This is a genomic window from Caulobacter sp. DWP3-1-3b2, assembly GCF_049896325.1.
In the GTDB taxonomy this organism is placed as follows: Bacteria; Pseudomonadota; Alphaproteobacteria; order Caulobacterales; family Caulobacteraceae; genus Caulobacter.
The window spans coordinates 1-14,035 of sequence record NZ_JAFCUB010000012.1 but is presented as its reverse complement, the minus strand read 5'-3'; the positions used below and the strand labels follow the sequence as shown (position 1 = coordinate 14,035).

The 14,035-nt window shown below is 67.6% G+C and carries 14 protein-coding genes; 8 read left to right on the top strand and 6 right to left on the bottom strand.

Going from position 1 to position 14,035, the window contains the following annotated elements; genetic code table 11:
* Positions 1-35: 35 nt before the first annotated feature.
* Complete coding sequence (locus ACP7AG_RS10305; protein ID WP_426030738.1) at positions 36-2,189, bottom strand: prolyl oligopeptidase family serine peptidase; 2,154 nt, start codon at positions 2,187-2,189, stop codon at positions 36-38.
* A 171-nt stretch (positions 2,190-2,360) separates the two neighbouring features.
* On the opposite strand from ACP7AG_RS10305, the gene dapF reads away from it, so the two are divergent.
* The 4 genes from dapF to ACP7AG_RS10285 are packed head-to-tail and all read left to right on the top strand — an operon-like array spanning position 2,361 to position 5,882.
* Positions 2,361-3,230: a diaminopimelate epimerase gene (gene dapF / locus ACP7AG_RS10300; protein ID WP_426030776.1), complete on the top strand. Its 870-nt coding sequence runs from the start codon at positions 2,361-2,363 to the stop codon at positions 3,228-3,230.
* Complete coding sequence (locus ACP7AG_RS10295; RefSeq protein WP_426010236.1) at positions 3,143-4,072, top strand: SDR family NAD(P)-dependent oxidoreductase; 930 nt, start codon at positions 3,143-3,145, stop codon at positions 4,070-4,072. The genes dapF and ACP7AG_RS10295 overlap by 88 nt, the downstream gene beginning before the upstream one ends.
* Positions 4,069-5,427 carry a tRNA (N(6)-L-threonylcarbamoyladenosine(37)-C(2))-methylthiotransferase MtaB gene (gene mtaB, locus ACP7AG_RS10290; protein ID WP_426030737.1) on the top strand — a complete coding sequence of 453 codons (1,359 nt, stop codon included), beginning with the start codon at positions 4,069-4,071 and terminating at the stop codon, positions 5,425-5,427. The genes ACP7AG_RS10295 and mtaB overlap by 4 nt, the downstream gene beginning before the upstream one ends.
* Before the next feature lie 11 nt (positions 5,428-5,438).
* Entirely contained in the window at positions 5,439-5,882 is a 444-nt protein-coding gene (locus ACP7AG_RS10285; RefSeq protein ID WP_426030736.1) for a GFA family protein, read from the top strand.
* A 101-nt stretch (positions 5,883-5,983) separates the two neighbouring features.
* Here ACP7AG_RS10285 and ACP7AG_RS10280 read toward each other — a convergent pair whose 3' ends face one another.
* Together ACP7AG_RS10280 and ACP7AG_RS10275 are read right to left on the bottom strand one after the other, a co-directional pair.
* A complete protein-coding gene (locus ACP7AG_RS10280; protein WP_426010230.1) occupies positions 5,984-6,160 on the bottom strand; it encodes a hypothetical protein in 177 nt (58 codons plus the stop codon).
* Complete coding sequence (locus ACP7AG_RS10275) at positions 6,157-6,783, bottom strand: trimeric intracellular cation channel family protein (RefSeq protein ID WP_426010228.1); 627 nt, start codon at positions 6,781-6,783, stop codon at positions 6,157-6,159. Before ACP7AG_RS10275 ends, ACP7AG_RS10280 begins: the two co-directional genes overlap by 4 nt.
* 115 nt (positions 6,784-6,898) lie before the next feature.
* Here ACP7AG_RS10275 and ftsY point away from each other — a divergent pair, with 115 nt between their 5' ends.
* The 4 genes from ftsY (at position 6,899) to ACP7AG_RS10255 (ending at position 9,456) form a co-directional block, all read left to right on the top strand.
* Positions 6,899-7,843 (top strand): signal recognition particle-docking protein FtsY, encoded by a 945-nt coding sequence (ftsY, locus tag ACP7AG_RS10270; protein ID WP_426010226.1) that lies wholly within the window; start codon positions 6,899-6,901, stop codon positions 7,841-7,843.
* 2 nt (positions 7,844-7,845) lie between these two features.
* A complete protein-coding gene (locus ACP7AG_RS10265) occupies positions 7,846-8,508 on the top strand; it encodes an inner membrane-spanning protein YciB (RefSeq protein WP_426030735.1) in 663 nt (220 codons plus the stop codon).
* Positions 8,509-8,603: 95 nt separating this feature from the next.
* Positions 8,604-9,188 carry a MarR family winged helix-turn-helix transcriptional regulator gene (locus ACP7AG_RS10260; RefSeq protein WP_426030734.1) on the top strand — a complete coding sequence of 195 codons (585 nt, stop codon included), beginning with the start codon at positions 8,604-8,606 and terminating at the stop codon, positions 9,186-9,188.
* A 157-nt stretch (positions 9,189-9,345) separates the two neighbouring features.
* Positions 9,346-9,456, top strand: a complete 111-nt coding sequence (locus ACP7AG_RS10255) for a hypothetical protein (RefSeq protein ID WP_426010221.1) — start codon at positions 9,346-9,348, stop codon at positions 9,454-9,456.
* Positions 9,457-9,474: 18 nt separating this feature from the next.
* Here ACP7AG_RS10255 and ACP7AG_RS10250 read toward each other — a convergent pair whose 3' ends face one another.
* From ACP7AG_RS10250 to addA, 3 genes are all read right to left on the bottom strand, one after another.
* The gene (locus ACP7AG_RS10250) at positions 9,475-9,762 is read right to left on the bottom strand and encodes a YciI family protein (protein WP_426030775.1); all 288 of its coding nucleotides are present in this window, start codon (positions 9,760-9,762) and stop codon (positions 9,475-9,477) included.
* Positions 9,763-9,987: 225 nt separating this feature from the next.
* Entirely contained in the window at positions 9,988-10,323 is a 336-nt protein-coding gene (trxA, locus tag ACP7AG_RS10245; protein WP_426030733.1) for a thioredoxin, read from the bottom strand.
* A gap of 114 nt (positions 10,324-10,437) precedes the next feature.
* A complete protein-coding gene (addA, locus tag ACP7AG_RS10240; protein WP_426030732.1) occupies positions 10,438-13,899 on the bottom strand; it encodes a double-strand break repair helicase AddA in 3,462 nt (1,153 codons plus the stop codon).
* Positions 13,900-14,035 lie beyond the last annotated feature (136 nt).

Below are 14,035 nucleotides of genomic sequence, written 5' to 3'. Positions count from 1 at the left end.
CTTGCTCTGGATAGATTGAATGAGGGTTTACAGCCTCAGTCCACCAGCTTCTTCGACAGATAGACATATTCCAGGGCCTGGCGGCGCGCGGTTTCGGCCAGGTTGGCGCTGGCCGCGTGGCCGCCGTCGACATTTTCGTAATAGAGCACTGGATAGCCCAGTTCTTCCAGCCTCGCGGCGGCCTTGCGGGCGTGGGCCGGGTGGACCCGGTCATCCTTGGTCGAGGTCTCGATGAACACCTCGGGATATTTCTGGCCGACCTTGAGGTTGGTATAGGGGTCATACTTGGCGATTACCGCCCGCTCCGACGGTATGGCCGGGTCGCCATACTCGCCGATCCACGAGGCGCCGGCCCCGATCTGGCTGTAGCGGATCATGTCGAACAGCGGCACCTGCACGACGACGGCGTTGTAGAGCTCGGGCCGCTGGGTCAGGGCCACGCCCATCAGCAGGCCGCCATTGCTGCCGCCCATGATCCCCAGATGGCGCGGCGAGGTGATCTTGCGGTCGATCAGGTCCTGGGACACGGCGAAGAAGTCGTCATAGACCTTCTGGCGGTTCTCCTTGAGCCCGGCATTGTGCCAGGCCGGGCCGAACTCGCCGCCGCCGCGGATATTGGCCACCACATAGGTGCCCCCGCGCTCCAGCCACAGCTTGCCCATCACGCCCGAATAGCCGGGCGTCATCGACACCTGGAAGCCGCCATAGGCGTAGAGCAGGGTCGGCGCCTGGCCATCCATGGCGAGGGTCTTGGGATGGATGACGAAATAGGGGATCCTGGTCCCGTCTGTGCTGGTCGCCTCGAACTGTTCGACCACGTGGGCCCCGGCGTCGAAACGGGCCGGCGAGGCCTTGATCTGCTCCAGCTTCAACGAGCTGGCGTCGGCCAGCCAGAAGGTGGAGGGCGTCAGATAGCCGGTGACGCTGAAGAACAAGCGGTCGTCCTTCGACGAGGCCGAGCCCAAACCGATCGTCGAATTGGCCGGGAGGTCGAACTTCTTTTTCGTCCAGCCCAGGGGCCCGTGATTATAGGCGAAGGCCACGCCGGTGACGTTGTCCAACAGGCCGACGATCAGCCTGCCGCGGGTGCTGGTCACCGACTCGACCGACTGCTTGGCGGTGGGGCGCAGCACCAGGGTTGCCTGGGCCTTGGCCGGATCAGCCTTGACCGCCCTGAGGCTGAAGCTGATCAGGTCGCCGGTCTTGAAGCCCTCCTCGGCCCAATCCTGCTCCAGAGACACCACCATCTGGCCATCGACATAGCCCTGGATCGAGCTCTTCACGGGCAGGTTCAGCCGCACGGGAGCCGCGTCGGTCAGCAGGTATTTTTCGCTCTCGAAGAAGCTGGTGGCGCGATTGGCCATCACCGCCTGGACCACGCCGTCGGCGTCGCGCAGCGTGTAGCCGCTGACCGAGACGTCATCGACCGTGCCGCGAAACACCTCCCTGGCCGAGGCCAGGGGGGTTCCGCGCTTCCAGGTCTTCAGCACATAGGCGTAGCCCGACTTGGTCACTTGGCCCGGCTCCCATTCGTGGGCGACCATCAGGGTGTCCTTGTCGATCCAGTCATAGTCCTGCTTGCCCTCGGGCAGCACGAAGCCGTCCTCTACGAAGGCGCGGGTCATCGTGTCGAACTCCCGGACGGTGACGGCGTCCTTGCCGCCGTCCGACAGGGTGACCAGGCACAGGGTCTCGTCAGGGGCCAGGCAATTGGCGCCCTTGAACACCCAGTTGGCGCCCTCGGCCTTCGACAGGGCGTCGATGTCGAGGAGGGTCTCCCATTGTGGCGCGGGCGTCCGGTAGCTGTCCAAGGTCGTGCGGCGCCACAGGCCGCGCACGTGATCGACGTCCTGCCAGAAGTTGCGCAATGACCCGTCGCCGGCGAACGACACGCCCGGTACCCGGTCCCTGGCGTTGAGGATCGCCAGGGCCTTGGCCTCAAGGTCGGCATAGCGCGGATCACCCTGCAGCTTGGGCAGGCTGCGAGCGTTCTGGGTCTTGGCCCAGTCCAGGGCGCGGGCTCCCTCGATCTCTTCCATCCATTTGTAGGGATCGTTCTGACCCAACTGGTCCAGGGGCGTGCGCGCCTCGGTATCGGCGGAAGCCGGGACGGGCTGGGCGGCTTGGGCGGTGTTCGAAAGGGTCATGAGGCTCGTGGAGGCGAGGAGAACGAGAAACAGTCTGCGCATCTAGTGATCCAGGGCTGTCGCGACAGGTGGCCGGGCGACGGTAACGAAAATCACGGATGGCGCCAGAGTGGCCGAAAACACGCGGGTCAATCGTCTAAAGCCGCGCTAAGAACGCCGCACTTGGGCCTGACCTCTGACTCGGCCGAGGTTTTCCACTATATAACCCGCACCATGAGCCGCACCTTTCTCAAGATGAACGGGCTGGGCAACGACTTCGTCGTGCTTGAGACCGCCTCCCAGCCCTTCCATCCGACGGCGGAGGACATCCGCGCCATCGCCAGACGGCCCGGCAAGGATGGGGGCGAGGGCGGAATTGGCTGCGACCAGGTGATCGCCATCGATCCGCCCAGGGCGCAGGGCGCGAGCGCCTATGTGCGGTTCTGGAATTCGGATGGCGAGGAGACCGGGGCCTGCGGCAACGGTACGCGCTGCGTGGCGTGGCTGCTGATGCAGTCGTCGGACAAGACCGCCGTGGCCTTCGACACCGTGGCCGGCCGGCTGACCGGCCAGATGGCCGGCGACAAGCTGGTCACCGTCGACATGGGCCCACCGGGCCTAACCTGGGACCAGATCCCGCTGTCCGAGGAGATGGACACCACCGGCATCGAGCTGCAGGTCGGCCCGATCGACGCCCCCGACCTGCACACGCCGGGCTGCGTCTCGATGGGCAATCCGCATGTGGTGTTCTTTGTCGATACGCCGGCCACCGATGAGCTGGCGCGCGGCACGGGGTCGCTGATCGAACACCACCCGCTGTTCCCGCAGGGCGTCAATGTCGGCTTCGCCAACGTCGTTGAGCGCGACCACATCAGGCTCAAGGTCTGGGAGCGCGGCGCGGGCCTGACCGCCGCCTGCGGCACCGGCGCCTGCGCGGCCCAGGTGGCCGCCGTCCGCAAGGGCCTGACCAACCGCGTCGCCAGGGTCGAGTTCGAGAGCGGGTCCCTGACCATCGAATGGCGGGCCAGCGACAGCCACGTGATCATGACCGGTCCCGTGACGATGGAATTCAGCGGCAAACTGCCCGAGAAGGTCGCGGCATGAGCGTCCATACCGCCCCCATCCACCCGGCGATTGGTCCAGGCAAGACGGCCGTGATCACCGGCGCGGCCGACGGCATCGGCCTGGCCGCCGCCCAGACCTTCGCCGGTCTGGGCATGAACGTGGTCATGGCCGACATCATGGGCCGCGCCCTGGCCAAGGCCGCCGACTCCATCGGCGAGCGCGCCCTGGCCGTGCCCACCGACGTCGCCGACCGCGCCGCGGTCCAGACCCTGCGCGACGCAGCGGTCGATCGATTCGGCGCTGTCGACGTGCTGATGAACAACGCCGGGGTTGGCGGCGGAGGCGACGCCTTCTCGGGCGAGGACCCGTGGAAGCGCATCCTCGACGTCAACCTGTGGGGCGTGATCAATGGCGTTCAAGTGATCGGCGAGGAGATGGCCGCCAGCGGCCGCCCCGGCTTGATCATCAACACGGGCTCCAAGCAAGGCATTACCCAGCCGCCGGGCAACACGGCCTATAATGTGTCGAAATCGGCGGTGAAGTCGCTGACTGAGGGGCTGGCCCACACCCTGCGCGAGATCGTCGATTGCCAGGTCGACGCTCGCCTGCTGATCCCCGGCTTCGTCCACACCGGCATGACCCGGCGCGGCGGCGACAAGCCCGCCGCCGCCTGGACCCCGCAACAGACCGTCGACTTCATGCTGGAAAGCATCCAGCGCGGCGACTTCTACATCCTGTGCCCCGACAACGACGTGCCCCGCGCCGTCGACGAAAAGCGCATGGCCTGGGCCATCGGCGACATCATCGAAAACCGCCCAGCCCTGTCGCGCTGGCGCCCCGACTGGAAGGACGCCTTCGCGGCGTTCGTCGATAAGCCGTGACCACCTACACCCTCATCTCCCGGCCGCCGAAGCCGGCCCCCACCTCCCAACATGAGAATGGGGGCGAGGAGGGCGGCCCGGCCGTCGTCTCCAACGGTCCCGACGACGTGGCGATCGTCACCTTCGGCTGCCGGCTGAACGCCTATGAGTCGGAAGCCATCCGGGCCCGCGCGGCCGCCGATGGCTTGACCGACGCGGTGGTGTTCAACACCTGCGCGGTAACCAACGAGGCCGTGCGTCAGGCCCGGCAGGCGATCCGCAAGGCGCGTCGCGAGCGGCCGGACGCCCGGCTGATCGTCACCGGCTGCGCCGCCCAGATCGATCCCGCCGCCTTCGCCGCCATGCCGGAGGTCGACCTCGTGCTCGGCAACGCCGAAAAGGCCGCGCCTGGCGCGTTGATGGACACCTCTACCCGTGTTCGGGTCAATGACATCATGTCGATCAGGGAGACCGCCGGTCACCTGATCGCCGGTCTCAAGGACCGCGCCCGGGCCTATGTCGAGGTCCAGAACGGCTGCGACCACCGCTGCACCTTCTGCATCATCCCCTATGGCCGGGGAAACTCGCGCTCGGCCCCGGCCGGCGAGGTGGTCGACCAGGTCCGCCGGCTCTCGGACGAGGGCTATAACGAGGTGGTGTTGACCGGCGTCGATGTGACGTCGTGGGGCGCCGACCTGCCCGGCCAACCGACCCTGGGCCAGCTGGTGGGGCGAATCCTGAAGCTGGTTCCTGGCCTGCCGCGCCTACGGCTGTCGTCGATCGACGCCGCCGAGATCGACGTCGACCTGTTTCGGCTGCTGGAGACCGAGCCCCGGCTGATGCCCTATCTGCACCTGTCCTTGCAGGCCGGCGACAACCTGGTGCTCAAGCGCATGAAGCGTCGCCACAGTCGCGAGGACGCCCTGAAGCTGGTGGCCAGCGTCCGCGCCGTGCGCCCCGACACAGCCTTCGGCGCCGACCTGATCGCCGGTTTCCCCACTGAGAGCGACGAGGCCTTCGAAAACACTCTGAGGCTGGTCGAGGAGGCGGGCCTGGCCTTCCTGCACGTCTTCCCCTACAGCGCTCGCCCCGGCACGCCCGCCGCGCGGATGCCGGCGGTCAAGGGCGGAGTGATCAAGGACCGCGCCCGCCGCCTGCGGGAAGCTGGCCAGGCTGGGCTTGAACGCCACCTCCAGCGCCAGGTGGGCCGCGTTCTATCGGGCCTGGTCGAGCGCGAAGGCGTGGCCCGCGCCGAGGATTTCACCGAGATCGCCTTCGATCCCGCCTTGGGGGGTGCCGCGCCCCAGGGCCGGATCGTTGCCTTTCGCGTCACCGGCCACGACGGCGTGAGGGTGATCGCCGAGCTCACCGCCTAGGGAGGTTTCCCATGTCCGATACGACCGCGCTGACCGGCGGCTGCCAATGCGGCGCGGTGCGCTTCAGCGTCGACCGCGCGCCTGGCCGCGCCTCGATCTGCCATTGCCGAATGTGCCAGAAGGCCTTCGCCGGAGCGTTCGGGGCCTTGGTCACCGTCTCGGTCGTCGACCTGATCTGGACGCGCGGCGCTCCGGCCCATTTCCAGAGCTCCGACCAGGTGAAGCGCGGCTTCTGCGCCGCCTGCGGCACGCCGCTAACCTTTGAATGGAGCGCCGAGCGGATCGACTTGGCGGTCTTTGCCTTCGACGATCCCTCGCGGGTCGAGCCGGCGGTGCAATTGGCCGTCGAGGGTCGTCCGGCCTGGATGGATCATCTGGCCGATATGCCGGTTCGCCCGCCGACGGGGCCGCCGGGTGTAGTAGTCAGCCGGCAGCATCCCGATCACGACACCTGATCCTTCTCCCTTTGAGGGAAAATGTGGGCTCGCTGAGCGATGTCGGATGAGGGGTTGACAGGAGGATCAGCCGCAAGCGGCGGGCGGGTTGATGCGATCCCTCATTCGTCGGCTGCGCCGCCACCTTCTCCCGCTAGGGGAAGGGAGAGAGGGTGTAGACGCTTCACCGACAGCGCCAGATAGGCCACACCCATGACGGTCCAGACGATGTCTTCGGCGCGCCGACCTTGAATGACGATCATCGTCTCACCCTCGAAGCGCGGCTTGCGTCCGTTCACGCCTTCTCCTCTCCGCCTGCAAACCCCGGCAGGCTCCAGCCCAGCTTGAGCGCACAGGCCCGCAAGCCGAAGGCGGCCACAAATCCGGCGATCCCCGCCGGCCAGAAACCCGCGTGCAGCAGGCTCAGCACCGCGAACACCGACGCCCCCAGCAGGGCGGCGGTGATGTAGATCTCGCGGCGCAGCAGCAGGTTCGGCTCCCCGGCCAGCACATCCCGGAGGATCCCGCCGAAGGCGGTCGTCAGCACGCCCATCATCACCGCCGTGAACGGATGGACGCCCAGGCTTAGCGCCTTGGCCGTGCCGACCACGCAATAGGCGGCCATGCCCAGGGCGTCGAGCCACAGCAGGGCTCGGAACCGCCAGCCGCGCTTCCCCAGCATCCAGACGATCACCGCCGCCCCCAGGCAGGCCAGGACATAGCCGGGCCGCTGGATCCAGAACACCGGCGCGCCGATCAGCAGATCGCGGAGGGTTCCGCCGCCAACTCCGGTGATGGCTGCGAAAAAGCCGAAGGTGATGATGTCGTGCTTGCGATGGGCGGCGGCCAGCGCCCCGGTCGCGCCGAACACGGCGACGGCGGCGTAATCCAGCCAGAACAGTGTGGTCGAAAGCGCGTCCATTGGCGTTTCATGCCACGGCCGATAGAGCCTGTCCCAGGCTCTATCCCCTTTGATTGGAGCGTGGCGGGCGCTGAAACCGCTCACACTTTCAGCTGCCACGCTCTAAAGGAACGCCATGAGCGAAAAGCCCGAGCAGAAAAAAGGCTGGTTCCAGCGCCTGACGTCGGGCCTGGCCCGGTCGTCCCAGCAGATGACCGACCAGGTCACCGGCGTCTTCGTCAAGAAGCCCCTGGACCAGGAACAGCTGGATCAGCTGGAAGAGATGCTGATCGAGGCGGACCTTGGTCCCCAGATCGCCGCCCGCATCGCCGACGCCTTCGGCAAGGCGCGGTTTGGCAAGTCCTCGACCGAGATCGAGGTCAAGGAAGCCCTGGCCGACTTGGTCGCCGCCGAATTGACCGACCGCGAGGGGGTATTCGACCCGCTGTCGGGTCCCAAGCCCTATGTGGTGCTGTTCATCGGCGTCAATGGGTCGGGCAAGACCACCACCCTGGGCAAGATCGCCTCCGACCTGACCCTCAACAAGGGCGCCAAGGTGCTGATCGCCGCCGGCGACACCTTCCGCGCCGCCGCCGTGGAGCAGTTGAAGGTCTGGGCCGACCGGGCAGGGGCCGATTTCATGAGCCGTCCGCCCGGTTCCGACGCCGCCGCCCTGGCCTATGAGGCCGTCGAACGCGCCAAGCTCGAAGGCCATGATGTCGTGCTGATCGATACCGCCGGCCGGCTGCAGAACAAGCAAGGCCTGATGGACGAACTGCTCAAGGTCATTCGGGTGCTCAAGAAGGTCGATCCCGACGCCCCGCACGAGACCCTGCTGGTGCTGGACGCCACGGTGGGCCGCAACGCCCTGGCCCAGGAGAAGATCTTCGGCAACCAGGTCGGCGTCTCCGGGATTGTGATGACCAAGCTGGATGGCACGGCGCGCGGCGGGGTGCTGGTGCCGGTGGCCCGGGCCTCGGACAGCCCGATCAAGCTGATCGGCGTCGGCGAAGGCGTCGATGATCTACAACCGTTCGACGCGCGTGCCTTCTCGCGCTCGCTGGTGGGGCTTGAGGACTAGACATGACCGAGATTCCTCCCCCCGAGCCGGCGCCCGCACTGGCCACTCAGCCCGACAAGAAGAAGAACGCCGCCTGGGTGCGCACTGCCGTCGACTACGGCGCACCGGTGGCCTTCGCCGTGGCCTTCTTCGCCACCAAGAACTTCCAGACCGCCACCTGGGTGCTGGTCGTCGCCTCGGCCCTGGCCCTGGCGCTCGGCTATGCCGTCGAGCGCCGTGTGGCCCTGCTGCCGCTGTTTTCCGGCGTCATGGCCCTGATCTTCGGCGCCCTGGGCCTGGTGTTCCACAGCGACGTGTTCGTGAAGATCAAGGTGACCGTGGTGAACGGCGCCCTGGCCCTGTTCATGATCGGCGGAACGCTGATGGGCCGCGCGCCGCTCAAGGCGCTGATCGGCGAGGCCGTGCGCCTGCCCGACGCCGCCTGGCGCACACTCACCCTGCGTTATGGCGGCTATTTCACCTTCGCGGCGGTCGCCAATCAGGTGGTCATCGCCATCACCAACGGCATGCCTGCGGTGCAGGGCAACGACCTGTGGGTAAAGTTCCGCATCGCCCTGCTGCCCCTGGCCATCGTCTTCTCCCTGACCCAGGTGCCCTTCCTGATGAAGCACATGGCCAAGGGCGACGAGGCCAAGACACCCGAACCGCCGGACGCCGGCTTCTAGGTTGGCAACCGACAGCCCACGGACCATCTGTCGTCAAATCGACGTGTAACCGTGGTACCTGAAGGTCCGTCGACGGAAACGAGGGACGACGGATTATGGCCAAGATCAAGGGCGACAAGGGCGACGGCAGGTCCGTCGGGGCGGATCACGGCGGGGCCCTGACGCGGTCGCCCAGCCACCTGCTGCACCGTGTCCTGCAACTGGCCCTCGACATCTATGCCGAGGAGAGCGGCGCCGGCGGCGTCACCCAGCGGCAGTTCGCGGTTCTGGCGGCGGTGGCCGAGAACGAGGGCGTCACCCAGACGGGCCTGGTGCGCGCCACCGGCATCGACCGTTCCACCCTGGCCGACATGGTCGCCCGGATGATCACCAAGGGCCATTTGGAGCGCCATCGCTCCGACCTGGACGCCCGCGCCAACACCGTCAGCCTGACATCGGCCGGCGCCGCCGTGCTGGAGGAAAGCCGTCCCAAGGTGGCCATGGCCGACGCTCGCATCCTGGCCCTGCTCAAGCCCAGCAAGCGTGCGGGCTTCCTTGAGTTGCTCGCCGACATGGCTGTGTCCGACGTCCACGGCGAGCCGGAGGTCAAGGTCAAGAAGACCAAGGCTCCCAAGGCTGAGAAGGTCGCCAAGAAGGACAAGAAGCCCAAGAAGGAAAAGGCCGCCAAGAAGGCGGCCTGAGGGCCCAGCCGGGGACACGCACAAGCGCATGTTCCCCGGCGCTTCCGCCGAAAGCCTTAGGCGGGCGTCCGTCGAAGCCCTAAAGTCGTCTCAAGCCGATAGGACGGCTCGGCCTGCTGGACATCCCGGCGCGCGAGCGCCCTGGCAGGGAGCGCGCATGGCCAAGGGTCAGAAAAAGTCCAACAAGGAAGTCCGCAAACCGAAGGCCGACAAGAAGGCCGCGCCAGCCGCCGCGTCGCCGTTCATCGTCACGTCCGGGAAAAAGTAGGGCGCTCCGCAAGGGGGCCTACGCCGTCTTCGTGCGACTGGCGTCTTCGGCGAACGCCCCGAACAACGGGTCCCACTCCACGATCGTCAGGTCGTCGATCAAGCCCTCGACTGCGAAGGGATCCTCGGCGACCAGCCGTTCGACCGCCTCGCGGGTGTCCACGGTCGCGATGATGAAGCCGGCCCGCTTACCCAGGCCTGTGACGGGCCCGGAGGCGCGTATCAGCCCTGCATCGATCAGGCAGCGCAGATAGTTGACGTGGGAAATGACGTGCTGGCCCCAGCCGTCGCCGCCGGGGTGCGTCATGGTCACGAGGAAAAACGCCGTGCGGAAGGCTCCCATTCAAACTCGGGTCGGCCGCTAGAGCATTTCCCGACCTGACTGCGTCAGGCCGTGAGCTCTAATCTTCTGTTTTGACGCATTTTTCTTCACGCGAACCGGAACCACTTCGCTCGAAAAATGCTTTAAAGGCGAACCGCCCACCTCGCGTCGGCGGGGCAGGCGGCTGTGGTTAGCCTGAGCGGCGAACGCCTAGGCCGGCTGTTTGACGCCGGCTTCGTTCAGCCATTCGAGGATCTTGGCCTTGGGCATGGCGCCGACCTTCATCGACGCCATCTGGCCGCCGCGGAACAGCATCATGGTCGGGATGCCGCGCACGCCGTAGCGCGAGGGGGTCGTGGGGCTGTCTTCGATATTGACCTTGGCTACGGTGACGAAGTCGGCCAGTTCCTCGGAAATCTGCTCCAGGGCCGGGGCGATCTGCTTACAGGGACCGCACCATTCGGCCCAGAAATCGACGAGCACGGGCTTGTCGGCCTGCAGCACGTCGCGTTCGAAGGATTCGTCGGTCACCGCTACGGTGCTCATCGGTTGGCTCCATCTGCGCCTCGGGGGCGGGCGCGCTAGAAAAACGTCAGGGTCGGGGATTCGCCGCCCATCTTGCAGCAAGATTTAGGGGCCCGCGCCCCTCACGGCAATGATCTAGAACAGCCTGGCCAAGGCGTCGGCCATAACCTTTTCTGGAACCGCCATGAGTTTGGGGCCGTCGGTCCAGACGATCGCCGCCTCGATCGGTCGATCGGGGAACACCTCGGCCAGCACGGCGGCATAGATGGCCATCTGCGACAGATGGGCCGGATCGGCCTCCTCGATGCGGGCCGGCGACGGGCGGTTGGTCTTGTAGTCGACCACCAGCACCCGGTCGGGCGTCACGATCAACCGATCGACGCGACCTGAAATCTTCAGGTCGGGCGGCAGGCGCGCGGCGCCCCCCGCGAGCGCGACCTCGGCCCGCGAACCGGGGCCGAACACCCGGGCGAACCGGTCGTCCTCCAGCACCCCGAAGGCGGCGCCCGCCATCTCCTGGCGCTGATCGTCGGTCAGGTCGCGCTCGGCCTGGAGCAGACGCGTCGCGGCGGCCCGCCGCCCCTCGGGCTCCAGATCAGGCAGCAGCTGCAGCAGCCGGTGGATGATCTCGCCGCGTCGATAACGGCCGAGGCCTTCGACGGCCGCCAGGGGAGACGGCGCACTGCCCTTGGCCTCGTCCTCCAGGGTCGAGGGCGCGGCATAGCGGGCGGCGGGCGTTTCGGGCGTCGCGGGGGCCAGGGTCCAGGGTGGGGTCGGGATGACGGTGGGCGCGGCGATCGCGGCCGTGGCTTCGGCCCGCATGGGATCGGGACCAAATCTCCGTCGCCCCTCATCACCGATCTCCCGCACCTGGGGTTCGATGTCGGAATGGGCGAAGGCGGCCTGGGCGGCGGCGTACCAACCCCCGACGTTCTCGTCCTTGGTCCGCGCGTCGATCCGGCCGCAGAGGACAAGCCGATCCCGCGCCCGGGTCAGGGCCACGTAGTAGAGGCGAAGAGCTTCCTCGGCGTCCTTCTTCTCGCGGCGCTCGCGGGCCATGGCCGAGGGTTCGCAGTCATTGGCCTTGCTGGCGCACCACAGGAAGCCGCCGTCCTGGGTGGCCATCAGCGGCGAGCCCCGCGCCCCGCCCTTCATTGTAGTTTCGGGCAGGAAGACGATCGGCGCCTCCAGCCCCTTGGCGCCGTGGGCGGTCATCACTCGCACCTCCCGGCGCGCCCCCTCCATCTCGCGCTTGACCACGATGTCGAGGCTGGCGAAGTCAGCGACCAGGGCCTCCAGGTCGCGCACCCCGCGCTGCTCGGCGGCCAACACCTGGGCTAGGAACTCGTCCAGCGCCTCGGCGGCCTCCTGACCCAGGCGCGTCAACACCTTGGCGCGGTTGGAGCGCACGCTCTCGTCCACCTTGCCCAGCAGCAGGGCGTAAAACTCGAACGGCTGCTTGCGGCGGGATTCGATCAGGGCCCAGCGCAGCAGGTCGCGCGCAGCGGCCCAGACCGGCTGCTCGGCGGCCCGTCGCTCCAACGCCCGCCAAAGCGTGTCCGGCGAGCGCCCCTTGGCCAGAGCGTAGAGGTCCTCGTCGGACAGGCCACAGAACGGGCTCTTTAGCAGGGCCGCCAGGGTCAGGTCGTCGTCCGGGAACAGGCAGAACCGGCCCAGGGCCAGCAGGTCGTCGAACACGATATGGGCCGACAGCGACAGGCGATCGGCGCCGGCCACCGGCACGCCGCGCCGCTTCAGCGCCCGTAGCACTTCCTCGAACAACGCCTTGCGCCGGCGAACCAGCACGATGACATCGCCCGGATGAGCCGGCCGCCAGACCTTGTCTTCCTTGTCGAAGACGGCGTCGCCGCGGGCGATCAGCGCCGCGATTTCGATGGCGATCTTCTCGGCCAGGCGGCGGTTGGCGCCATGCTCGCTCTCGGCGTCGAGCGGCGCCGCCCAGGCTTCGCGCTCCTCGCCCGGCGCCTCGCGCTCCAGCGGCCACAGGTCGACGCAGCCCTTGTGATTGATACGGTGCGGCTGGTGGCGAACCACGTCCTCGCCGGCCGGGGCCGGCACGCCCGAGCGGGTCTCCGGCGCCGAGAACAGAGCGTCGACGAAGCTCAGCACCTCCACCGTCGAACGGTAGGAGGTGGTCAGAGGCACGGCCTTTCCCACCCGGTCGGCGGCGGTGATCTGGGCGATATATTGCTGCGTTTCTGCCAGCAGGCGCTGCGGGTCGGCGCCCTGGAACGAGTAGATCGACTGCTTCTCGTCGCCAACCACGAACAGGGTCCGGGTGTCCTCCCCCGCCCTCCACCGCGCAGCGCCCTCGCCGGCGAAGAAGTCGGAGGTCAGGGCCCGCAGGATCGCCCATTGGTCGGGGGCGGTGTCCTGGGCCTCGTCCAGCAGGATGTGGTCGATGCCGCCGTCCAGCTTATAGAGCACCCAGGCCGCATCGACCTTCTCGGTGAGCAACACGCGGGTGCGGTCGATCAGGTCGGCGAAGTCCAACGCGCCGCGCGCCGCCTTCTCGACCTGGTGCGAGGAAATGTAGAGGCCGGCCAGGCGCAGGGCATCACTGCTGTCCTCGGCCACCCGGGCGGCGCGCAGCCATTCGCGGGCCTCGTCAAGACGCTCCTGTTCGGCCATCAGGCGGGCACGAAGATCCTCGCGGGACTTCAGGCCCGAGGTCTTGGCCGGCCAGGTCATTGGCGTGCCGACGCCCTTCTCGGTGAACAGCGCCGCGAGGGCCTGGTCGAGATCGGCGTGCGGATCGCCGGCGATCTGGGCCATCAGGCCGGCGCACTTGATGTCGGTCTTCGTCCCGTTCAGCAGCACGTCAGCGACCGAGCCCCACAGGTCGCGGTCCAGCTCGGCCATGGCCTCGGCGACCACCCGCTCGACGCTGCTGGGGCCGTAGTGGAAGCCGCAGGCCTTCCAGACATCCTCGATCGCGCCCGACGGCCCGCCCTGGGCCTCGAGATAGGCGCCGATCGCCCCGCGCTGGCTCTCGAAGGTGGCGAACATCGCCTCGAAGGCCGCGAAGTCCAGGGCCACCGAGAACCGGGCATAGGCCAGGGCGTAGGGATCGTCATGGTCGGTGACCCAGGTCGCCACCTGCCGCAGCGCGCCCTGGGCGATGGCGGCCGAGGCGCTGTCGTCCATCACTGTGAAGCCGGGCGACACCCCGGCCTCCAGCGGAAAGCGCCGCAGCAGTTTCTCACAGAAGGCGTGGATGGTCTGGATCTTCAGCCCGCCGGGGGTTTCCAGCGCCTTGGCGAACAGGCCCCGAGCCTTGGATAGCTCGCGGTGGCCGAAACTGGCGGGATCCCGACCCTCCAGCGCCCCCAGTTGCTCGCGCAGCCTGGCGTCGGGCGTCACGCACCATTCGCCTAGCCGCTCGAAAAGCCGGCGCTGCATCTCAGCGGCGGCGGCCTTGGTGTAGGTGACGCAGAGGATGGCTTCGGGCGTGGAGCCGGCCAGCAGCAGGCGCGCGACCCGGTCGATCAGGGTCTTGGTCTTGCCCGAGCCGGCATTGGCGGTGACGAAGGCCGAGATGGTCGGATCGGCGGCGATGCGTTGGGGGTCGATCATGAAAATCCTCCCCCTGTGGGCTAGCAGATTCACACATGTCTGAGGGTGGCCTGTAAGTTAGCCAGGGTCCAGCCGCATTTGCGGTCCTGGAGGCTGCGCCAACCGCGTAGCATGACGATGGGGCCGGGCTTGCCGT

What these genes read in the sequence shown, in the direction of transcription:
- ACP7AG_RS10305 (WP_426030738.1), bottom strand. Translation starts at nt 2,189, where the DNA reads ATGCGCAGACTGTTTCTCGTTCTCCTCGCCTCCACGAGCCTCATGACC.
- dapF (WP_426030776.1), top strand. Translation starts at nt 2,361, where the DNA reads ATGAGCCGCACCTTTCTCAAGATGAACGGGCTGGGCAACGACTTCGTC.
- ACP7AG_RS10295 (WP_426010236.1), top strand. Translation starts at nt 3,143, where the DNA reads ATGGCGGGCCAGCGACAGCCACGTGATCATGACCGGTCCCGTGACGAT.
- ACP7AG_RS10285 (WP_426030736.1), top strand. Translation starts at nt 5,439, where the DNA reads ATGTCCGATACGACCGCGCTGACCGGCGGCTGCCAATGCGGCGCGGTG.
- ACP7AG_RS10275 (WP_426010228.1), bottom strand. Translation starts at nt 6,783, where the DNA reads ATGGACGCGCTTTCGACCACACTGTTCTGGCTGGATTACGCCGCCGTC.
- ftsY (WP_426010226.1), top strand. Translation starts at nt 6,899, where the DNA reads ATGAGCGAAAAGCCCGAGCAGAAAAAAGGCTGGTTCCAGCGCCTGACG.
- ACP7AG_RS10265 (WP_426030735.1), top strand. Translation starts at nt 7,846, where the DNA reads ATGACCGAGATTCCTCCCCCCGAGCCGGCGCCCGCACTGGCCACTCAG.
- ACP7AG_RS10260 (WP_426030734.1), top strand. Translation starts at nt 8,604, where the DNA reads ATGGCCAAGATCAAGGGCGACAAGGGCGACGGCAGGTCCGTCGGGGCG.
- ACP7AG_RS10255 (WP_426010221.1), top strand. Translation starts at nt 9,346, where the DNA reads ATGGCCAAGGGTCAGAAAAAGTCCAACAAGGAAGTCCGCAAACCGAAG.
- ACP7AG_RS10250 (WP_426030775.1), bottom strand. Translation starts at nt 9,762, where the DNA reads ATGACGCACCCCGGCGGCGACGGCTGGGGCCAGCACGTCATTTCCCAC.
- trxA (WP_426030733.1), bottom strand. Translation starts at nt 10,323, where the DNA reads ATGAGCACCGTAGCGGTGACCGACGAATCCTTCGAACGCGACGTGCTG.
- addA (WP_426030732.1), bottom strand. Translation starts at nt 13,899, where the DNA reads ATGATCGACCCCCAACGCATCGCCGCCGATCCGACCATCTCGGCCTTC.